This window comes from Corynebacterium poyangense (assembly GCF_014522205.1).
Lineage (GTDB): Bacteria > Actinomycetota > Actinomycetes > Mycobacteriales > Mycobacteriaceae > Corynebacterium > Corynebacterium poyangense.
Window position 1 is genome coordinate 734,499 of record NZ_CP046884.1, and the last position, 21,525, is coordinate 756,023.

Genomic DNA, 21,525 nt, shown 5'->3' on the forward strand with positions numbered 1-21,525 from the left:
AAAGAGATGAAAGAAATGAGTTAACAATGATTTATTGGTTTAATCAGGTAGGCGCGGAAGACATCGGCGTAGTCGGTGGCAAAGGCGCAAATCTAGGAGAGTGCTTCAATGCTGGGCTGCCAGTTCCTCCTGGCTTTGTGGTGGGAACAGAAGCTTACGTTCTTGCTTCGAAGGACGTGAGCGAAGCAGTCATTCGAGCTGCGGAGGCTAGAGATTATGGACAGGCGCAGAAAATAATTCGTTGTCTTGAAATTCCCGCAGACTTGATGATCGCGGTTGAGGCAGCCTATGCGGAACTCGGTGAACCTGTTGTAGCAGTACGTTCATCAGCCACTGCCGAGGACTTGGCACAAGCCAGCTTCGCCGGGCAGCAGGACAGCATTCTGGGAGTAAGTGGAATCAACGCACTTTGGTACGCAATTCGGGAATGTTGGGCTTCGCTATGGAATGAGCGAGCTATCGAGTACCGTGCTAAACAAGGCATTGAGAATAGTGGTCTCGCACTCGCTGTAGTGGTCCAGGAGATGGTCGACGCGGACATAGCCGGTGTGTTGTTCACACAAAATCCAATGACCAACGACGATCATATGCTCGTGAGTGCTTCATATGGTTTGGGCGAAAGCGTTGTCGCCGCTACCGTCACGCCGGACACGCTCGAGTTGTCGCGGGTAACTCATGAGATTGTTTCTTCGACCGTGGGGTCCAAAGAAACACGCATCGACATGGTGGCAGGTGGCACTGAAGTCTCCGATGTTCCCACCGAGCTTAGGGGACGGCTGTCACTTGACGACGATCAAATTGTCGTTCTGGCTGAGCTTGGACGTAAGGTTGAGCAATATTACGGATCACCGCAAGATATCGAGTGGGCTTTCAGCGGTGAAGAATTGTTCTTGCTCCAATCACGTCCGATCACTACTGTAGTGTCTAAGGTTAAGCCTCATTTTGACACGAAAAACCGCATGGAGAAGGTGCTTCAGGAGGATCTGATCGAGCATTACCCTGCCCCTTATCCAATTGATCTCGTGGCCGTGCACGTTTTGCAAAATGCAGTCCAGAGGATGATGAGGAAGCTAGGTCTAAAGGCTGCAACGGCTGAATCACTTATCCTTGGTGATACGGATGGCATCATCCGCGTGCATGCGGTCGCGCCAAAGATTACGCCCTCCCTTTTGATTAAGCTCCCTTTTATGTTCAGAAAGGGTATGTCTCACAACCCAGAAGCATGGGACGCCGAGGAAGCGGCGGCAGCCTCGAGAAGGAGTGAGCTGTTAGCACGGGCGAATCAATCTGCCGAGCTTGACAATGATGAGCTTGATGAACTACTGAGGGATATTCTTGCTGAAGCATCTACACTCATGTGTGATCGATTTCTGTACTACTTGGCACCAATGATAGTCTGGCGTGGAGTTGCTGAACGCCAGATCTGGCTCGCTAAGCTAAAAGGAACAATATCTGTAGAGGATCTTTATGAGGATCTGGACTATGTAACTGCTGATATCTCTTCTTCTATTTCTGTCTTAGCTGATTCTGCTCGTGACCAGGGGCTCGATGAGATCATTTCGGAGTCACCTCCGGAAGATGTCATCAGCACACTTATTTCTCACCCATCAGGTTCAGCGCTTGCATTCGAAATCCGGCAGTTTCTGGAGCGAAGAGGCGCTAGGACATCGAGGATGTACTTGCCGTTTTCTAATCAGTCGTGGCGCGAGAAGCCTGAGCAATTCCTCGAGCTACTTGCTGTCTCGCTCCGATCAGAGACCAATCCAAAAAAAGGTAAGGTCCCAGCTGATGCATTGGTGAGGGACTCGCTTCCTGGTCCTCTACGGTCCTTTTGGGGCAAGACCGTTCGAAAGCTTCGCGCTCTTCATGTGGGACGCGAAGGAACTCTGTACCAGATTGAGGAGCTGTTCGTTGTCGCACGAATAGTCATGAAAGAGATTTCTGGGAGACTGATCCGAAATGGCTCGATCAAGCGGTTAGCAGACACCCGATTCCTATACTACGAAGAGGTTCTCGAAGGTCTCAAGCATCCGGATCCTGCTTTGCAAGAAACAGTTGCTAAACGGTGCTCTAAGCGTGGTACTGCAGAAGCAGTTTGGTGGAGCCGAAAGGATGGCTTCACCGGAACTGAAACCGTCTCCGGCACTCCAGGGAGTCCCGGTCAGGTGGTGGGAACTGCTCGAGTGATTCACACACCAGCTGAGTTCTCAAGGTTGGAAAAGGGAGACATCCTGGTTTGTCCTTTCACCGATCCAACATGGACTCCACTTTTTAGTGTTGCTGGCGGTGTCGTGGCGGATATAGGCGGTCCGCTTTCTCACGCAGCAATCGTTGCAAGAGAGTATGGTATCCCGGCAGTTCTCGGTACTGGAAACGCAACGAGCCAGATTAAGGACGGAACGAGTATTCTAGTTGATGGTGAGCAGGGTCTGGTGAGCCCCGTTGACTAGAACCCGGCAATCGAGATGCGAGTCATGCGCAAGAGCCTAGCACTGGCCACCGTCTTATGTGGAACGATCGCCGCTGATCCAATGCAGACTCTACTGACGATGAATCTTCCAGAAATCTCATCTGAGATAAATGCAGGGCGATGGTACGGGTGGATTTCAGACGGAAACTCGGTCATCGGTGGGGGATGTTGAAGCTCGTTAAACGTGGCTGTTGCCTCGTTTAACGAGCTTCTGTTTCAGTTCCAATTCAGGGATTGAAGAAGGTGTCATCTTTTCGAGGGAGGGGAGCCCAGGGGGCAACCTCAACCCAATGTCACAAAAAATTTCTTTACTATTTATTTTATCGGACTCAACCTGTAACCTTGGGCTCCTAAAACTACTTCCATGAGTAACATCTCCTTAACTCGAAAGTCTAAATCCCAGCGCTCAGCTGTGCCCATCAAGCAGGCGTCGCCCCAAGTGTCACATTCCCAGCTCAACCGCGGATACGTGGTGGTGCTGATCGCGATCCTAGTCCTCATGGCCGCATTCACCTGGACTGAACAGGGTTTTTCGGCACGCTTCGCTAATCAGAACAGTGTTTTCGGGACTTTCTTCCAAACGTTCGGAGAGTTTCCGCCGGTCATCATTTCTGCAATTGCCCTAAATATACTCATCCATTATCTCTTCAGGAAGTCATCGCTATCTCCTCGGGGGATAACCCAGTTCTTCTCCTGGCTCGCTTGTCTCCTTCTCACCTGGGGCGCATTTCTCATCCTCTTGGACTGGTCAGAGCAAATGATGAACTACCTAAGGAGTTGGCGTAAAAACGCTGCAGAAGGTGTGGCCATCGGAGTGGCGAACAATGACTCAGGATCACAGCAGACTTGGGAACAGATTCTGCCTGCCGTCATGGTTGCTTTGGTGCTGACGGCTGTCGTCTGTTGCCTTACTCATCTGCTGCTCACGAAGATGTCCGACGCCACTCTGAAAGCCTTCACCATAGCGGCGATCTGTACCTTGATTGTGATCTGGCTAGGGCATGAAATCAACACGGGTATGAAGGATCTTTGGGGACGATTCCGGCCTTATGAAGTTGCCGCAGGTAAAGGCGAATTTACGCTCTGGTGGGATATTAATCTTCCCAACGGGCATCGTTCATTCCCCTCGGGGCATACGGAAGAAGGAACTATTCTGGCGGCGCTAGGAATACTTCTTCGGCCACTAGGTCAAAAAATTGCTTATAGTTTTTTGTGGATCGGCGCTGCGTATGGCGTCATTATGGGGATAAGCAGAGTGGCGGTAGCTGCGCACTATCCAACAGATACCATCGCAAGTTTTGGGCTTACATTTGCGATAATCGCCATAGGGTTATTCATCTATGAATCCCTTGTAGGTTCTGAAGAAGAACACCGGGTATTAGAGCAGCAATAGAGCAACTATCGGGGGAGGGGAATTGTCCCCTAGACTTCTCCACGAATCTTGGCACAATGACTTCTAGAAATTAAGCAATTATCTAGAAGCTAGGGGAACCTAAAATCCGATGAGTATATTAGAAATGATGGAGAAGTTTCCAGATAATAGATCTCCTCAATTAAAAGAGTTAGTTTATCAGTGGAGCTGTCAATATAGAGGTTTTAGTGCTGATACAATTGCCCACATTGTATCCCAAATACCTGATGAAGTTTTATCTTTAGGTAATAATAAAATTTTTGCCTATCCAGTAGAAGATTGTGAGATTTGGAACCTTAAAGTTCATCCGGATGCTCAAGTAATGAGGGCAGGAGGGAGAGAATTCTATGGTTCATGGGATATAGACACTAGTACAGTGCAATATTCCTGGAGAAATCTACGTTCTTCATACACTAGGAGGCGTGGGCCAAAATCAGAGGTGGCTGAAAAGGCCCCACAGCTCATCTTGTACTACAAGGATCTTTTTCCTGACTTTAATGAAGCTCAAATCCACTGCCTAGCCAACCTTTGGTTGTGTGGAGCAGTGGTAGTTAGTGGGGAATACTACTCATTTACTCAAGATGGAGTAGTAGGTGCTCCACGTCTGTACCTGGGGCCACGGATGGTGGAAGAACCAGATCCAACAGCATTAGGGCCCTTGAATTGTTGGTACCGATTTGAGCTTAACCCTAATTTCCTCAAATCAGAATATGCCTTCTTCTACATCATTGAATTCTTGGCAAACCTCCTTATGGATGACGGCTACACAGTGGTGTGGAATGAAAATTCTCAAGTTAATCAGATTTTTAATGCCTTAGTGGGAGATAGAGTTTCTGAAGAGACTTTTTACCTAGAATGTGAAGCTATATCTATTTTGGCGGCAAGCAGGCTGCCTTGTGATGCAGTTCCATCAGGTTTAAGTTTTGATGAAATGTCATGGGAAGAACTTGAAGAAAACACTTCCATTAACTGGGATAAAGTCTATTATCTTGCAGATAAAGTTGAAAACATTTTTATTGGTGACCACCCACCGATGGTGAGCAAAAGATGGTGGATTTCTAATAAAAGCTGATCTCTTACTTCTGAGAAAGAGATTTCATGGCAATAATAAATTTGTATAAAAAGTCTTTTATTTTTATAGGTAATTAACCATGAGAGGAAAAGATATGGACTAACCCTATAGAGGTGTACTTAAGTAGCATCTCGTTAACGCTATTGACATTATTTAAGAATATTGAGAATGCAAAAAGGGGTGCCAACTATGGCTTCTAATGAAAATTCTATAGCGAAGAGTAGTGGAGAATCTATCCAGAGTCTCTTGGAGGATATCCAGAATGGAAAACTTGTTCTTCCTGAGATGCAACGTGGATACGTATGGGATAAGGAAAGGATAATCAGTTTCCTAGACTCCCTGTATCGAGGTTATCCTATTGGCTCTTTGATGTTGTGGAAATTATCTGATGGAAATGATGGTGTAGCCTCCCGGCAAAGGGATTTTGCGGTAGAGATTGATCAGCCTGGCTCTGGAATGGCTGAGAGGATGCTTCTCGATGGTCAGCAACGCTTGACTTCTTTGATGCGAGTTCTTGAGGGTAAGGATCTAAAAGTAAAGGGCCGTGTCAGGCCTCTGAAGGTATTCTTTAATCTGGATCATGATAAAGACTCACAGGATGATGGTGCTGAAACAGATCTTCCTGACTCACTTTCTCAAAGAAAGAAGATATTTTCTATCGGGAGAGATAAGGATTTTCAAAATTCTCCACATTGGATTCCATTAAAAACTGCTTTAAATCCCGACGCAGCAATGGAATATATCGATGACAGTTTGCCTATCTCTGACTCTAATTCACGTCGTAGATATTATAAAAAAATCTTTGATCTGGATAAGTTACGTAAAACCGAGTTTAGCTGCATCGTTCTTGATAGCGGGCTGTCCTACGAAGAAGTCACCGAGATTTTTATTCGGGTAAATTCTGGTGGGTAAAGCTAAAAAGCGAGGATCTTGCATTGGCCCTGATCACTGCAAAATGGGGTAATTCTCTTGAGAAGTTTGAAGATCTTCAGGAGCAGCTAGTTACGAAAATTGAGGTTGACCTCAACCCTATCCTTCGGACAAAGACGGCGCTTATCACCGGTTCAGTGCACTATAAGAATCTGAACCACGTTTCCGGTAAGCAACTGGAAGAAACCTGGCCACGTGCGAAGAAGTATCTAGAGAAGGCGGTGGATCGCCTCTCTGGGTGGGGCTTCAGCGGCAAAAAGTGCATGTCATCTGACTATATAGTGGTCATTATGGCTTATTGCCATTACCTTGAGGAAGAAAAGAAAGCTTCCCTGGATTGGGGAAAGCTTAAGTACTGGGCTCGCATAGTCAACGCGAACGGTCATTTTGGAAGCGGTAGTAATACCGTCGCTGATCTTGATCTTAAGACTCTTAGAGACAACGGGGTCTCAGGACTATTTGATAGATTGGGGGATTTAAATAAGCTCCGGTATTCCAAAAAGGACATTATTGGTGTTCAGCGCAGCTCCGGGATTTACAAAACATTGTTCATGGCGCTACTCGAAGACAATATTGGTGATTGGGAAGGTAATGGGCGACGAATCATGTCAAGGACGCTTAATCGCGCCAATGAGATAGACGAACACCATATTTTCCCGAAAGCATTGCTAAAAGAAATGCGCCCTGATCTCAAGGATGATGAGATTAATCAAATAGCAAACATTGCTCCAATTCATAAGGATACCAATTTAGGGATTGGCAAAAAACGTCCTTCGGAGTATCGCCACGCCATGAGCGAAGCGGATTTGAAAGCCCACTTGGTGGACTTTTCTGATGGGAAAGATCTAGAAGAAAATTACGAACAGTTTATTGATGTTCGAGCACAAGCCATAGCTGACAGGCTTAATGCTTTCCTTGGCCTGGGGTCAGATAACTCTGATTCGCCATTGACCCCCTAGATCTGGCCCAAAGACATCGCCGCCCCACGGTATCGCCTAGGTGCATGGGGGCGGCTGCTTTTCTGCCATCCATGAGCATTTTCTCTCCCCAGGGAAAGGTCACGATCACGCCCATCCGTCGGACATTTTTCACCAAAAAGAGATTGTATATATGTTTTGGCAGTGTTGATATATGCTAGAGCTATGAGGTTGTTCAGGAAAAATTATCTTCACCACAGTTCTATCATCATGTTGGTGCAGATTCCTCTCCAGAATTTCCTCAGTTCGCCTACAAAGAGGACTGGATCAAAACACTGGTTGTGGTGTTGATCTTGCTCCAGGCCAAGAACGATTTGGCCGGAGAGAAAGCACGATCATTCCGGACCGTGTGGGGTAAGGAGTAGAAAGACAGTGCCCGACGCAATCTCATACACGGAAATCAACCCTGATAAGTCACCCACCATTGTGTTGCTGCATGCGCTCTGCCATTCGCGTCATGCGTGGGAGGAGGTCGTTCCGATCTTGAGGAAAGATTATCGACTGCTCGTAGTGGATTTACCAGGCCACGGGAAGTCTCCGATGTCGGATTTATCTCACCAGGATTATATTCAGGCTTTGGTTGATGATCTCGACAAGCTTATAGATCAGACCTGCGCTCAGGAATCACCCTGGGTGGTAGGGAATTCCTTGGGGGGGATTTTTAGCAATACAGTTGGCGCTGCAAGGTAAGGCGGCCGTTGCCATAAACCTTTAACCCAGGGGGATTCTTTAAAAACGGCCTTGATCTTCGCCGAATTGCATGGCAATTTCTTGCGATGCAAAGCCTCGCCAAAAGAATTGATCTATTACTACCGTGGTTATCTCGATCAAGTATCGGGCGAGTCTTAATGCTGGGTACTGTTTCCGCAAAACCGTGGCGAATTCCAGCAGAGGTGGCGTTAAGAGATGCAAGAGCGATGGCCGCCGTTGAGTGTGCGGAAGCAGCTCGTAAATCTCGATGGGAATTCACTAAGGATCTTTGTCACCATCCAATAATTTGCTTTTGGGGTACAAGGGACTTACCTCTAATATGCGGATGGAAGCAGCAGAAGAGTCTACTTCCTCAAGCAGAGTTGCGACTACTTCCTGGACTGGGTCATGTGCCTATGTTTGATAACCCTTCAACAGTGGCTCGGTGCATTATGGGTACTTTTGAACAAAAATAATGATTTAGCTGTTAAAGAGAAACTCGTTGCGGTAAAGGTTTAAGTATGCCTAATAGTCAGAATTCAGAACAGACATGGAACCCTGGAGATGCAACTTTTAATGGTGTAAGTTCTGGCGATGGGGCAGGTTTTTTACAAAGCGGTCCTTATTTTCAGCCGTCAATGCAGAATAATTCTAAAAACAATAATATCGTCATTGTTCTTCTGTGTTTAATAATTATATTGCTCACGATTATTGGTGTTAGCATATATTTTATTGGAAATAATAAAAAAGACACCGCATCTAGCGCGGAGTCTCACTCAACTATTGAATATATAAATTAGAATGGCGATTTATTAAAACCCTGTCAAGAAGGTCAAAAACCGCAGACGAGCGGGTGTGCTGCAACATCAAACCAAACCATTCCTGATGGAGTAGAGTCTGTTGCCCAAGGTTTGTCAGTTTCCAATATGAGCTGTGGGCAAGCAGACACGATGTGTTTTGATGTTACTCACGCTCTCATCGGCGATGTTGCGAAATATGCCGCTGCACATCCAGAGGAATCGGCTATCCCCAGGGAATTCAAGGACATTAAAGTTACCTATAAAGATGCTTCTCAAGGGGAGGATACGTACAACTGTCAGCTGGGTACCTACTCCACTCAGAGTTCCGACAGTTCCACTCAAACGTCGGGAGAACCCAGTATCTGGGAATGCCGCAGCCAGGAAAATCCCCGTCAGTTGTGGTGCGGCGGACACTGCTTTTCAGCCGCAGTTCCTAATAAAGGTACGGTTGTTCCACCTCAACAACAAATGAGCGCTAATGATCCCTATTGGAAAGAACGTGCTCAGATAGCGCAAGAAAAAATTGCTGCCACCTCGAATTGATAATAACGAGGCCGCGCATGTCCGACGTTTCTCCTTTTCTTAGAATCAGCCAGCATCTGGACGACTATGAGGTAGATATTCTGTTATACCTAGCCCCTACGGTTCAGGTGTATTTAGTGTGGAACACAATTCTGGACCGCTACGAGTGCCTCAAACTCCTTACTCCACAGGGACACTTGTCACTGGACCGAATGTGGGCGGAGGCTCGACAAGTTTCCCGTAGCGGTTTGCCAGGGGTTGTACCGGTCTACAGCAGTGGGTTCTATCACCACTCCGATTCTCGTTCCTACCCATGGTTCACCATGGCTTATGGTGAAATGGGTGATCTTGCCACCTTCGTCCGGCGGATGTCAGACAACGGCTGGTCCAGGGAAGAACAGCTCACGGTGCTCTGGGACCTCTTTCGCCAAGTAGGGCACACCCTTGATGAGCTTCATCATCGTAGTCCTCCCATCATTCACGGTGATATCAAGCCAGCGAACATCGTCGTATCTGGACTCGGGGCCGGAAAATACCGTGCCTTAATTTCTGATTTTGGGCTTGATCTCCGGAGCGGTCAGACGACGTCACCACGCGGCACACCGCACTATATGTCGCCGGAGTCTTTTGGCCCACATTCCGCCAACCCGGCACGTGACAGATACGTTTTCGCGGTCCTTGTTTTTGAATTTCTCAGTGGTTCCCGCCCTTTTCATCTCAATAAGAAGTTAAAAAATAGTAGTTCGCCGTTGGCGGAGTATCAGCGCATTCAGTCCTCGGAAGTTCGGCCGCAATTCTCCAGGGTATGTTCACTTCCAGGCGCACGAAATGCCGACAATGTGTTTTATCGCGCCCTAAGTGTAGACCCAGAGCGCAGATATAGCTCTAATGCAGAATTCCTGGATCAGCTAGAGAAGTGTCTTCAGCTTTTCAGAGCAGTCAAGACAACGGCGAACATGGTTGACGGTAGCAGGTGTCGTGGTTCTGCTCTCAGGGTTAACAGTTTTTCCTTATACCAAAAATCTCAAAATTCCCTTCCCGAGGGCTCCTTATCGCTACCTGGAGACTGTCCAAGCACGGAGGTTCTTTCTGCTCTGAACTCCGAGCAAAATGAATTTGGCACCTATAATTTTGCGGAATTCCCCGCCGAGGAATCATTTCCCGATGACATCTCCGTCGACGAAGGTTGTTCTCTTTCGATCAATCTGGAAAATCCAGGTCTTAATCAAGAAGATGGGATGCTTTATATCTTTAACCCGCCGGGATCAAGGGACAAAGCTCAGGTAACGCAAAACAAGTCTGAGGCACAGGAGAAGTTTCTCGGGAAAGGTTCATTTATTCGCGGAGAATATGTCTTAACTCCGGAAGTCACTCTTCAAATAACAATTACTCAGGACTATTGGGATAAAGCCAATAAAAGGTCGACGGTATGTTCTATCCAAGACAAAGCAAACAATGTCCTTATCTTGCAAGTAAATAGAGGAGCTACGCTAGAACAATTAAGTGGAACAGGAAGCGGAATTAGTTCGCTTCAACTTCGGTGTGGTGCCGGAATTGTATTACTCAGAAACTGGCAATCTTCATAAAGGGAACACAAGATAATGAGCACAGAGTCACGAAGGAATCTTCCGAAATTTGAGATTGGCACCGTGACGCAATTGCACGAGGTGCCCGATTCAGGTGTTTTTAGCATAGGCAGACTGGGAGATCTGGCAATTGGCGAAGATGATCGCCTCATGCATCGCACCTTATTAGAAATCACTGCAGTAGGAGACGATTGGCAAATCACAAATTGTTCACCGCATTACCGAGTGAACATCTTGGGAGATAATGACCTAGTTCTACATTCGCTCCTGCCGCAAACTGCTACCAGGGTCCGCTGGGAAGATTTTCTAATTTCAGTCAGCGTAGGCGGGAAAACCTATGTCATGGATGCGCATGTGGACTACTTGGATGTTGAGGACATCCCTGAGGACGAAGATGACGAATCCTCCCTCAGTCCGGTGGAGACCACAGACCTTGATCCGCTAGATGCTCCACAGCGAATGATCATCGCTGCCTTGGCTTCAAAGGTCTTTCAATCCGGGGATTATGGGCAGATTCTCAAAACCTCCGAAGCCTCACAGTTGCTGGGGTGGAGTGCTAACCCCAAGCGATTAGAACGGAAATTAGACCGGCTTTGTCATCATCTTCGGGATCTCGTTCCGGGATTAGTGGGCTCTAAAGAAAACCTTCCACGCAATCGGAAGGTTACCTTGGTTCAGTTTTGTTTAGACTCCAATTTAGTAACCATTGATGACCTGAAATTGGTGGAGGCGGAACGTAAATCCTGCATGGCGAATAAAAAAGATTCTTGATATCTCCCTTTGACTACCCGCAAAAGAGGGGAGAACGTATCATGGCGGTCTGCTTCTAGCTGTGCCAATTCAACTGTGACCAAATTGTAATTCTTCTCAGCCTTAGAATTACCTCCGTGAGCAGTGCTTTTCCTGGATGGTGCCGCTAGTTTCTATGCCAAGATAATTGATGTCAATTAATTTCTTCGCGGACACCGCAGTAGCCATCGGGAAAGTGTGAAACATGCGCTCAATAGTCAGGAAAACAGCAATTGCAATGATCGGTCTAGGGGTTGCTGGTCTCTTACCCGGACTACCGCTCCACCAAGCTTCTGCGAGTGAGCTGGATTCTTTATCAGCTCAGGCACAAAAGACACTTTCCACACCCGCGGTACAGCAGGCTGTTTCTGCCGCTATTCCCCAAGAATTCCGACCCCTGATTCCTGACTTTGTTCCGGAACTAGTGGAGGCACCGACACCCGCAGTAACCTCCCCAGCGCCACAACCTTTCAGCGCTCAGGCGCCCATGGCTCAACCTACGAATCCGGGTCCCCAGGACCGAAATTATCACTGGACGAATGACCTCCTGTCTCGTGTTTTGGCAGGCAAGCCTCTCGATCCTCTAGTGCTGCACCGGGTTAATGGAAGCTACTTTGATGCCCCCGATATTCCGCCAGAATCTCATGCCGCAGAGCAACAAGGTAAATCACTGTACGGGCCGGGAACCCCCATCTATGTGGGGAACTCTAACCTCTGCACGTTAACTGCAGCAGGCTATGACGCCCAAGGAAGGATGATCGGTATCACTGCGGGCCACTGTGGTAACCAGGGTGATTCAGTAAGCTCTGCAGATTCCTGGCGAGTTGGCCCCAGCGGCACAGTTGTTGCAAGTAACCCAGCTGCGAATTATTCCCTCATCCAGTTTCATGACAATGCTGAAGTTACCCGGAGCTATAACGGGTTAACGGTCAATACGGTTGGTGGTGCTCCTCACCCGGGGGAACAAGTTTGTAAAACCGGAGTTGCCACGGGGACCACCTGCGGGATCACACTCAACACAGACTCCGATGTGTTCCTCACTCAAGTGTGTGCCATGCAAGGTGATTCCGGGGCGCCGGTATGGCAAGGTGATCGGCTGGTGGGGTGGGTATCTGGCGGCGTGTACCCGGACTACAGTCTTGCCTGCCACACCCCACTTCAAGGAATGCTCTTCATGCCCACGGTGGTTCGCCGGGCTGATAGTGGCCTAGCAGACATCAACGGTCGTGGGGCAGCAGGGTCCGGGTTCCGCTTAGCAAATTAGATTGACATTCTTTCTGCCAGGGGCTTCTGGCAGAAAGCTCAGGGTTTTTAGTTGTCCTTGCGCAGTGTGCTCAACACTAGGTCATGGAGATGCCCATTGCTGGCGACGGCGTCGCCTCCGTGGGGTCCCTCTTCGCCAGCTAGGGATGTAAAACGTCCGCCGGCTTCGCTCACGAGGATAGAAAGGGCGGCTAAATCCCAGAGGGATACTTCCGGTTCACCGGCAATATCCACCGCTCCTTCGGCAACGAGACAGTAAGAGAAGAAATCCCCATAGCCGCGAAGTCGCCAGCATTTATCGCTGAGTGCTATAAATTCTTCGCGTAATTCGCGGTCTTTCCAGCCGCTGAGCGAGGAAAAGGATAGGGAGGCGTCGGCAATATCGGTGACGCCGGAAACCTCCAGGCGCTTGGGGGAACCTCCCTGGATGACGCGCCAGGAGCCGCCGCCTACGGCGCTGTACCACCGCCGCCCTAAAGCAGGGGCAGATACCACACCCACCACGGGTTTCCCGTTGTCCAAGAGAGAAATCAGGGTTGCCCACACAGGGACACCACGAACGAAATTCTTTGTTCCGTCAATGGGATCAATGACCCATTGGCGACCGTGAAACTCTACCTCGCCACCGAATTCTTCACCAATAACGGTGTCAAAGGGGCGAGCTTCCTTGATCCTTGAACGCAGGTCTTCTTCTACTGCCAAATCAGCATCAGATACCGGAGTCATATCTGGTTTTGAGTCCACTTTTAAATCGCTGGCTTCAAAACGGTCTAAGGTCAGTGAATCTGCGGCGTCTGCTAATTCCAAGGCAAAAGCAAGATCATCGGCATAGGAAGTCATGGTGCCGATTGTACGGTCTATGAGCTTTGCTAGCTGATCAGTAGGCGTGAGATATCAGAAACTACTCCTGAGGTTCCGGCGATTTTCCAGGTGACTCCGCCGGCCTCAACTGCGGCGGTTGTTCCACCGACACCACTGACCAAAGCCGCGCCGGGAAGCCAGTCCCAATCTTTAACGCTGTGTTGTAACCAACCGCCAAGGGTGCCCGACGCTAGCAAGGCGAGATCCACCGAGGCTGCCCCAAACATGCGGATAGTTGCTGGAACTTTGGCTACCGATAGCCAGGCTTTGAGCACCTCTTCGCGTTGCATCCAACTGGGGTGGAGATAAGTTCCCAAACTCACCTCAGCTAAGCCGGGAAGGGGAGCATCCGCGGTTGGATTCCCGTCCTGCGCAAGGGGGTTCAGCGGTGCGCCATTACAAGTGGTGGGGAGCTCAGGGCCGCCAATCCAGGTCTGATCTGTGGTGGGGCGATGAACTGCGCCAAGTTCAATGCGGTCAGGCGCAGAGGTGTCCCCGTGAACCAGCGCCACAGCGGAACACCAATAATCCGACCCAGAGGTGAAATTATAGGTTCCGTCTACCGGGTCAATGACCCATGTTCGCCCTGACTGACTAGCCCGTTGGGTGCCTTCTTCGCCCAGGATGCCGTCGTCGGGCCTTAATGCGGCGAGGGCCTTGGATACCAGGTTCTCTGCTGCTTTATCAGCGTCGGTGACCACATCAGAAATAGAGGTCTTGTACTCTGTGGTGATTCCTTCTTGGCGCATCTGCAACGCCAGTTGACCTGCTGTGCGGACTAAATCGTGGGCGATCTGAGCATCATCGGAGTGGCGGTGGGTATCGAGAAAAAGGCTGAGAGAGTCCTGCATGAGGCTATTGTGCCCTGCCTTGGTGTCGGGTGCTGAAGTGAACGGCTAAACTGCGAAGACATGCGACCGGAAATCAGCTCTTCAATTGATGATATTGGGACCACGTTGACCACCATTGAAAAGGTCATGAACCCAGGTGAGATGGCTGATCGGGTACGTGAATTAGAAGCCCAGGCAGCTGACCCAAGTTTGTGGGATGATCCTGATCACGCGCAACAAGTGACAACTGAGCTTTCCAATGTTCAAAGCCGGCTGAAGAAGCTGCGCAACCTCCGTCAGCGCTTGGATGATCTGCCCGTACTTTTTGAACTTGCTGAAGAAGAAGCCGAAGGCGAAGATCTGGCCCAGTCTGAATTGGCGGAACTTCGTGCTGAGGTGGAAGCCCTTGAAGTAAAAACGATGCTCTCCGGGGAGTATGACCAGCGTGAAGCGGTTCTTAATATTCGCTCTGGGGCTGGAGGCGTAGACGCCTCCGATTGGGCTGAAATGCTCATGCGCATGTATATCCGATGGGCAGAAAAGAACAACCACAAAGTAGATATTTATGACACCTCCTATGCCGAGGAGGCGGGAATTAAATCCGCCACGTTAGTGGTACACGGGGAATATATGTATGGCACGTTGTCGGTGGAACAAGGAGCACACCGACTTGTGCGCATTAGTCCTTTTGATAATCAGGCTCGACGTCAAACTTCCTTCGCTGAAGTTGAGGTGCTGCCGGTGGTTGAGCAGACAGATCACATTGATATTCCGGATTCAGAAATTAAAGTGGATGTCTTTCGTTCTTCCGGCCCTGGTGGTCAGTCAGTCAACACCACCGATTCAGCGGTGCGGATTACCCATGAGCCGACCGGGATTGTGGTGACGTGTCAGAATGAGAAGTCTCAGCTGCAAAATCGGGCCTCTGCGATGCGGGTGCTCCAAGCCCGTCTCTTAGAGCGCAAAAGAGCCGAGGAACGCGCTGAGCTTGACGCTTTGGGTGCAGGAGGTAATGCTTCCTGGGGGAATCAGATGCGATCATACGTCCTTCATCCTTATCAAATGGTCAAGGATCTGCGGACTAATTATGAGGTAGGGGACCCGCAAAAAGTGCTCGACGGTGATCTTGATGGCTTCTTAGAGGCGGGCATCCGGTGGCGGGTTGCTGAGCAGCGAAAGAACGAAACCTAAGTCACATCTGTTTCACCTGTCCCACTAGTCACGCTATGGTAGTGGGGTGATCACGTTTGACAAGGTAACCAAGACCTACCGCACTTCGACGCGGCCGGCGCTCGATGATATCTCGCTGACCATTGACAAAGGCGAGTTTGTCTTCTTAATCGGCCCCTCTGGATCAGGGAAGTCTACTTTCCTTCAATTATTGATCCGCGAGGAAAACGTCACATCCGGAGATGTGTGGATGTCCGATTTCCACGTCAACAAGCTTCGCGGCCGGCAGGTCAATAAACTGCGGCAGCGGATTGGCTATGTTTTCCAGGACTTCCGCCTTCTCCCCAAGCTCAATGTTTATGACAATGTTGCTTTTGCGCTGGAAGTCATCGGTAAGAAGAAGAACCAAATCAAATCTATTGTTCCAGAAACCCTGGAACTCGTCGGGCTAGAGGCAAAAGCTAACCGTTTGCCCCATGAGCTTTCCGGTGGTGAGCAACAGCGTGTTGCCATAGCCCGTGCCTTTGTGAACCGGCCGTTACTCCTCTTAGCTGATGAGCCTACGGGAAACTTAGATCCAGAGACCGCAGACGGAATTATGAACCTGCTCAGCCGAATTCACCGGACCGGAACCACAGTTATTATGTCTACGCATAATCAACGCGCGGTGGATGACATGAGAGAAAGAGTCATTGAACTGAATCTGGGACGCCTGGTCCGAGATGATGTCCGTGGCGTCTATGGGGAATCTCGCTAGCCGGGGAAGGAGTACTAGGCATGAAACTAAGTTTTATTCTCAGAGAGGCCTTCCGTGGCTTGGGCCGAAATATCACCATGACCATTGCTCTGGTGATTACTACGGCTATTTCCCTAGCTCTCTTGGCTACCGGTATCCTCGTGACAAAAATGTCCGAGGGGACAAAAGAGATTTACTTGGACCGCGTGGAAGTCATGGTGCAGCTCGATGAAGATATCTCCGCCAAGGACAAAGACTGTTCCTCCGATGCTTGCCGGGAAGTCATGGATAAACTCGACGGAGTAGACGGGATTGAAAGCCTCACTTACCGTTCTCGTGAAGCTAGTTGGAACCGTTTTGTGGAAATCTTCCAACACACTGATCCTCAGCTAGTGAAGGAAACGTCTCCGGATGCGCTTCCGGCGGCTATCCACGTACGGCTTAAAGATCCTCTTGATTCCTCACCTTTGGATCCGGTGCGGAATATGAAGCAAGTCAGTGCGGTTGTTGATCAAGGTGATGATCTACGCGGAGCGGTAGAGAACCTGGATGCTGTGCGTAACGCCACTTTCCTGATCGCGGCTATCCAGGCTGTGGCGGCGGTCTTCCTTATCGCAAATATGGTGCAAATCGCGGCTTTTAATAGGCGCAATGAAATGTCGATCATGCGAATGGTCGGTGCGTCGCGCTGGTACACCCAAGCACCGTTTGTTCTTGAAGCCGCGGTGGCTGCTCTTATTGGTGCGGTGTTTGCGGGTTTCGGGTTATTCCTAGGCAAACACTTTGTGGTAGATAAAGCCTTATCAGGGCTCTACGATTCCCGCCTTATTGCGCCTATTACCACCGGGCAAATTTGGGAAGTCATTCCCATTGTGCTGGTTATTGGTTTGGTGTTTGCGGCCGTCACCGCTCAAGTAACTCTGCGCGCTTATGTAAGGAAATAGCGTTTCCCGATCTGCCTCTACTGTGCCGAGGGGCTTCTTAACAAATGACCCAGAACTCGGTAGGGTAGGGGCATTATGGCTAAAAAGAAAAAGAAGAAAAGTCCTCCTGGTGGGGAAATTATCGCGAGTAATCGGCGGGCGCGGCACGACTATAATATTTTGGATACCTATGAATGCGGCATTGTTTTAGTAGGTCCGGAAATTAAGTCTCTTCGGGCGGGGAGAGCGTCCCTAGCAGAAGCCTTCGCCACCATTGATGAGGGCGAGGTGTGGCTACGGCAATTGCATATTCCCGAATATGCCATGGCATCCTGGACAAATCACTCACCACGGCGCACCCGGAAATTGTTATTACACCGGCGTGAAATCGACAGCCTTTATGGAAAAGTGCGCGACGGAAACCGCACTCTTGTCCCCTTGTCGCTATATCTGAAAAACGGCCGGGTCAAAGTGGAACTTGGATTGGCTCAAGGTAAGCAAGATTATGATAAGCGTAATGCCATTAAGCGTCGGACTGAAGAACGCGAAGTAGTTAAGGAGTTGGGGCGTCGGATTAAGGGCATGAGCGGATAAATCATGTTGTTATTGCCAAGAATCAAGGTTGTTAAAGTTCATGATTACCTCAAAGATCGCTCATTGGCTGAGGGGACAACAGTGCTGGTGGACCGGCTCTGGCCACGGGGAGTGAAAAAGAGTGAACTTCATCTTGATTGTTGGCTAAAAGAAGTTGCTCCGAGCCCCGAATTAAGAGCATGGTTTCACCACGACCCAGAGAAGTTTTCAGAATTTAGCCAGAAATACCGTGTAGAGTTAGCTGCTTTGGCTGATGGGGGAGACGACGATACCAGGATCCTTATGGAGCTAGTAGAAAAATCCCCAATTACTATGCTGTATGCTGCTCGGGATCGGAGTGTTAACCACGCTCACGTGTTGGCGCAGTGGTTAGCGGAGCAGTGCGCTCGATCGTAGCGGGCGTACCGTGACGTGGCAGAAAAGGTTGGGCGCACAGGCTCTCGTAGCTTCACAGACCCACTAGCGGGAATACATTCAAGTTTTTAAGAGTGCCGCGGGAATAGGGGACATGGAACGCGGGATCAGGCAGCGGATGCACTGAGCGTCCCACATCTATCCGAGCACTGTGGGGGATACGGTCAAGCTGTATCTAGAGGCGCTGAAGGAGAAGACGTTTCAGGCTAAAGCACTGTTTTGTGGTGGACACGATGAAGACAGCAGCAGGTTTGCATGATGAGCAATCAAAAGGTAAAGTAAATCCACCACGACAAAGGCACGTGCCCGTCGTGAATGTGTGATTCAGGGGCTGATGTGGTTTCGACTTCGCGCATTAAGCCAGGGGAAGCGTGCCGGTGCAGGCTAGAGACCACCGTAAGCGTCGTAGCAACTGATAAGCGCCGAGAAAACCTCTCAGCGTGACTACGCCCTCGCTGCCTAATTCAGCGACCGCGTGTCTGTCGGCCCCAGGATTGTTCCCGTTCTGGGCGCCGGCATCGACTTAGGGAACTAGCCTTTCCGCCGAGTTAGCGGGGCGGGAAGGGACTTCATACCGTTAACTGGGCTCATCATCTGGACACGTTCGCCTGATCCAGAGGGTCGAGGAAAGATAGCGCGCGAACTGCGCACGGAGAAGCCCTGGCAAGATGTCGGAGGACCCGGGTTCAATTCCCGGCAGCTCCACAAAGACGAAAAACACCCGGTCGGTTTGACCGGGTGTTTTCTCTTGCGTCGGACAAAACTAGAAAAGGTACCCACATTTCTCCTTGGAGAAAAAGTTTTGTTATACCGTTATGGCATTACTCGCTGGGCGAGGATGAGGCATAGCGCATCAGAAGGGTTGGTTGTCTTCTCTGGAAAGAGTGGGTGAGCAGGATGGATAGCGGTCTTGGCATGGTGAAACTAGCTGAGTTTCGGGAAATGGTGTCGGCGAGCGTGGTTCCTTTAGACATCTCCGCAATTCAGGAAGACACGTTTATGGGATCGGTAAAAGCCCACGACGTCGGGAGAATCAACTTCTTCCTCATCCAAGCTGCCCCTCACGCGGTACACCGAACCGAAGAGCTCATTGCCGCTTCCCACAGCCAAAAAATAAAAGTCACTCTTCTGCTGTATGGGCAGGCCGTCTTAAAGCAAGATGGGCGCACCGCCTTTTTCAACCAAGGCGATATTGCCATCTACGACACCTCACGCCCCTACCAACTGTTTTTCCCCGTCCCCTCAAAGATCCTAGTGCTCATGGTTCCGCGAGAAGATTGGAGTATGCCCATCGCGGTCCTCGATGATTTAACCGCGATAACTCTCACCAAAGAAAGAGCCTTAAGCTCAGTAGTGACCGCGTTTTTCCAGGAGTTGGCAAAGAACTTCGATGCGCTCAATACCCGCACAGGTAGTCAACTAGCGGAAATGTCGGTGGCGATTTTGCGACCGATTATCCTTGCGGCTGCTGAAGACGTCGGATATTCCCTCGACGGAAAAGCGCAGTTGGTGCGCAGTGCTAAAAAATTTATCGACGCTCACCTGGATGATCCGCATCTCAATCCGAGTGCCATCGCGAAGGCGCATTTTATTTCTTTGAGGCAGTTGTACTCGGCGTTTAGTGAGTCTGATCTGAGTGTGGCGGCGACGATTAAGCAGCGACGCCTGGACCGCGCCCATGTGATGATTAACGACCAAACTTGCGATGACTTGTCGATAGGTGCCATTGCTGCTCGCTGCGGATTACCCGATGCCGCCTATTTTTCTCGCGCATTTAAAAAGCGTTTCGGGGTTTCTCCACGCCAAGCGCGCAATGGTCGCTAGATACCGAAGACGAGGAAACCTGCATCGTGGGGCAAGTCCGCTGCATCAGCCGACAAAAATAAGTGAGATGCATCACCTAAGCTGGGCCAAAAAGGTGAGGAACATCACCTAGGAGTTATTTGGGAGGATACCAATGTCTCACGTTCGGTCAGATCAGCAGCTCTATATTGGCGGTTCATGGGTGGCAGGTGATGGTGCGGCAATCGCTACCATCAACCCGGCTACAGAAGACGTGATCCACGAGGTAAAAAGCGCGTCTGAACAGCAGGTTAATGATGCGGTAGCCGCCGCCCGTCAGGCGTTGAGCGCGCCAGAATGGGCTAATCTTCTTCCCGTTGAGCGAGCTAAAATCCTTTTTACTATTGCAGATCTCATTGAGCAGAATGCTGAGGAATTGGCGCAACTAGAAACGCTTGACCAAGGTCAACCGATCTCCGTGGCTCGCGGAGTCAGCGTGGCTGGCGCAGCCCAACACTTCCGCTACTTTGGGGGATTTGTCACCAAAATTCAGGGAACAACAAACCCCGTGAGTTTCCCTAACACCTTGCATTACACCCGACGTGAACCAGTTGGTGTCAACGCGCTCATTACCCCCTGGAACTTCCCGCTGATGATCCTTGCGTGGAAGTTGGCACCTGCTTTAGCTACGGGAAATACCGTAGTCATTAAGCCTTCAGAGGTAACACCCTTGACCTCGATTCGCCTGGTGGAACTGTGTGAACAAGCTGGAGTTCCCGCCGGCGTAGTAAATATCGTTACTGGTGGTGGGGATGTAGGAGCTATGCTTTCTTCTCATTCTGATATTGACCACCTGTCCTATACCGGCTCCACGGCGACCGGAAAGGTGATTACTCATGCTGCGGCGGATTCCAATTTGAAGCGTTTAACGCTGGAGCTTGGCGGCAAGGCCCCGTCGATTATTACTGCCACTGCCGACATTGATCAAGCGGTAGCCGGCAACGTGGGTGGAGCGCTACTTAACTCCGGCCAAGTATGCGCCGCTTACACCCGCTTTTACGTAGACGCCCAACGACATGACGAGTTTGTCGACAAGCTAGCAAAAGCGGTGACTTCGTTAAACGTCGGGGCAGGAGCTGAAGAAACGACCCAATTTACCCCCTTAGTGTCTGAGAAGCACCTCAATAGCGTCGCCCAATTTATTGATATTGGGCGTTCGGAGGCAGAACTGGTTACCGGAGGTGGGCGGATAGACCGCCCAGGCTATTTCCTTGAACCCACGATTTTCAGTGGCGTATCTGATGAGGCCACTTTGGCAAAAGAGGAACTATTTGGCCCGGTACTTAGCATTATGGCCTACGACGGCCAAGATGAACTGGATGAAGTTATCAAGCGTGCTAATGCTTCAGAATATGGGTTAGCTGCTTCGGTCTGGACCAAGGACATAGCTGAGAGTCAACGCATCGCCAATGGCCTACGGTCCGGTGCAGTTTTTGTCAATATGCTTCCGATTCCAGATATGGCAGCACCATGGGGTGGCTACAAGCAGTCTGGATGGGGTAGAGAAATGGGCCCCCAAGCCTTGGACTGCTACACCGAAACCAAAGCCGTATGGTTGCACTACGGTAGCTAGATATTGTCTTATCTGCAGGTCACAGCAAAGTAGGCGGGGGCGGATCCATACCTACTTTGCTGGAACAGCTAC

Annotated in this window: 20 protein-coding genes and 1 other RNA gene; 19 read left to right on the top strand and 2 right to left on the bottom strand. The window is 49.9% G+C overall.

Annotated elements, in window-relative coordinates; all coding sequences use genetic code 11:
* Positions 1 to 26: 26 nt before the first annotated feature.
* The 11 genes from GP475_RS03460 (at position 27) to GP475_RS03510 (ending at position 12,511) form a co-directional block, all read left to right on the top strand.
* Positions 27 to 2,450 carry a PEP/pyruvate-binding domain-containing protein gene (locus GP475_RS03460; RefSeq protein WP_187975266.1) on the top strand — a complete coding sequence of 808 codons (2,424 nt, stop codon included), beginning with the start codon at positions 27 to 29 and terminating at the stop codon, positions 2,448 to 2,450.
* Between the two features lie 384 nt (positions 2,451 to 2,834).
* Positions 2,835 to 3,863, top strand: coding sequence for a phosphatase PAP2 family protein (locus GP475_RS03465; RefSeq protein WP_187975267.1), 1,029 nt, complete (start codon positions 2,835 to 2,837; stop codon positions 3,861 to 3,863).
* Positions 3,864 to 3,972: 109 nt separating this feature from the next.
* Entirely contained in the window at positions 3,973 to 4,953 is a 981-nt protein-coding gene (locus tag GP475_RS03470; protein WP_187975268.1) for a hypothetical protein, read from the top strand.
* 189 nt (positions 4,954 to 5,142) lie between these two features.
* A complete protein-coding gene (locus GP475_RS03475; RefSeq protein ID WP_187975269.1) occupies positions 5,143 to 5,865 on the top strand; it encodes a DUF262 domain-containing protein in 723 nt (240 codons plus the stop codon).
* A gap of 23 nt (positions 5,866 to 5,888) precedes the next feature.
* Entirely contained in the window at positions 5,889 to 6,842 is a 954-nt protein-coding gene (locus GP475_RS03480; RefSeq protein ID WP_187975270.1) for a hypothetical protein, read from the top strand.
* A gap of 390 nt (positions 6,843 to 7,232) precedes the next feature.
* Positions 7,233 to 7,550 carry an alpha/beta fold hydrolase gene (locus GP475_RS03485; RefSeq protein ID WP_187975271.1) on the top strand — a complete coding sequence of 106 codons (318 nt, stop codon included), beginning with the start codon at positions 7,233 to 7,235 and terminating at the stop codon, positions 7,548 to 7,550.
* Between the two features lie 521 nt (positions 7,551 to 8,071).
* On the top strand, positions 8,072 to 8,350 hold the full coding sequence (locus GP475_RS03490; RefSeq protein WP_187975272.1) for a hypothetical protein: 279 nt from the start codon (positions 8,072 to 8,074) through the stop codon (positions 8,348 to 8,350).
* 126 nt (positions 8,351 to 8,476) lie between these two features.
* Positions 8,477 to 8,893 carry a hypothetical protein gene (locus tag GP475_RS03495; RefSeq protein WP_187975273.1) on the top strand — a complete coding sequence of 139 codons (417 nt, stop codon included), beginning with the start codon at positions 8,477 to 8,479 and terminating at the stop codon, positions 8,891 to 8,893.
* A gap of 17 nt (positions 8,894 to 8,910) precedes the next feature.
* Entirely contained in the window at positions 8,911 to 10,458 is a 1,548-nt protein-coding gene (locus tag GP475_RS03500; RefSeq protein ID WP_187975274.1) for a serine/threonine protein kinase, read from the top strand.
* A gap of 15 nt (positions 10,459 to 10,473) precedes the next feature.
* Entirely contained in the window at positions 10,474 to 11,229 is a 756-nt protein-coding gene (locus tag GP475_RS03505; RefSeq protein WP_187975275.1) for a hypothetical protein, read from the top strand.
* Positions 11,230 to 11,452: 223 nt separating this feature from the next.
* Entirely contained in the window at positions 11,453 to 12,511 is a 1,059-nt protein-coding gene (locus GP475_RS03510) for a S1 family peptidase (RefSeq protein ID WP_187975276.1), read from the top strand.
* Positions 12,512 to 12,558: 47 nt separating this feature from the next.
* Here GP475_RS03510 and hisN read toward each other — a convergent pair whose 3' ends face one another.
* Together hisN and GP475_RS03520 are read right to left on the bottom strand one after the other, a co-directional pair.
* Positions 12,559 to 13,350: a histidinol-phosphatase gene (hisN, locus tag GP475_RS03515; RefSeq protein WP_187975277.1), complete on the bottom strand. Its 792-nt coding sequence runs from the start codon at positions 13,348 to 13,350 to the stop codon at positions 12,559 to 12,561.
* 29 nt (positions 13,351 to 13,379) lie between these two features.
* Positions 13,380 to 14,222 carry an inositol monophosphatase family protein gene (locus tag GP475_RS03520; protein ID WP_187975278.1) on the bottom strand — a complete coding sequence of 281 codons (843 nt, stop codon included), beginning with the start codon at positions 14,220 to 14,222 and terminating at the stop codon, positions 13,380 to 13,382.
* Between the two features lie 60 nt (positions 14,223 to 14,282).
* Between GP475_RS03520 and prfB the strand changes: the two genes are divergently transcribed.
* The 8 genes from prfB (at position 14,283) to GP475_RS03560 (ending at position 21,453) form a co-directional block, all read left to right on the top strand.
* The gene (gene prfB / locus GP475_RS03525) at positions 14,283 to 15,392 is read left to right on the top strand and encodes a peptide chain release factor 2 (RefSeq protein WP_187975279.1); all 1,110 of its coding nucleotides are present in this window, start codon (positions 14,283 to 14,285) and stop codon (positions 15,390 to 15,392) included.
* Between the two features lie 46 nt (positions 15,393 to 15,438).
* A complete protein-coding gene (gene ftsE / locus GP475_RS03530; protein WP_187975280.1) occupies positions 15,439 to 16,128 on the top strand; it encodes a cell division ATP-binding protein FtsE in 690 nt (229 codons plus the stop codon).
* A gap of 20 nt (positions 16,129 to 16,148) precedes the next feature.
* The gene (ftsX, locus tag GP475_RS03535) at positions 16,149 to 17,051 is read left to right on the top strand and encodes a permease-like cell division protein FtsX (protein WP_187975281.1); all 903 of its coding nucleotides are present in this window, start codon (positions 16,149 to 16,151) and stop codon (positions 17,049 to 17,051) included.
* 75 nt (positions 17,052 to 17,126) lie between these two features.
* Positions 17,127 to 17,624, top strand: a complete 498-nt coding sequence (smpB, locus tag GP475_RS03540; protein ID WP_187975282.1) for an SsrA-binding protein SmpB — start codon at positions 17,127 to 17,129, stop codon at positions 17,622 to 17,624.
* A 3-nt stretch (positions 17,625 to 17,627) separates the two neighbouring features.
* Positions 17,628 to 18,020 carry a DUF488 domain-containing protein gene (locus GP475_RS03545; protein ID WP_187975283.1) on the top strand — a complete coding sequence of 131 codons (393 nt, stop codon included), beginning with the start codon at positions 17,628 to 17,630 and terminating at the stop codon, positions 18,018 to 18,020.
* Positions 18,021 to 18,365: 345 nt separating this feature from the next.
* Positions 18,366 to 18,746: a transfer-messenger RNA gene (ssrA, locus tag GP475_RS03550) on the top strand.
* A gap of 189 nt (positions 18,747 to 18,935) precedes the next feature.
* The gene (locus GP475_RS03555) at positions 18,936 to 19,862 is read left to right on the top strand and encodes an AraC-like ligand-binding domain-containing protein (protein WP_224399905.1); all 927 of its coding nucleotides are present in this window, start codon (positions 18,936 to 18,938) and stop codon (positions 19,860 to 19,862) included.
* 133 nt (positions 19,863 to 19,995) lie between these two features.
* The gene (locus GP475_RS03560; RefSeq protein ID WP_187975285.1) at positions 19,996 to 21,453 is read left to right on the top strand and encodes an aldehyde dehydrogenase family protein; all 1,458 of its coding nucleotides are present in this window, start codon (positions 19,996 to 19,998) and stop codon (positions 21,451 to 21,453) included.
* The last annotated feature ends 72 nt before the right edge of the window (positions 21,454 to 21,525 follow it).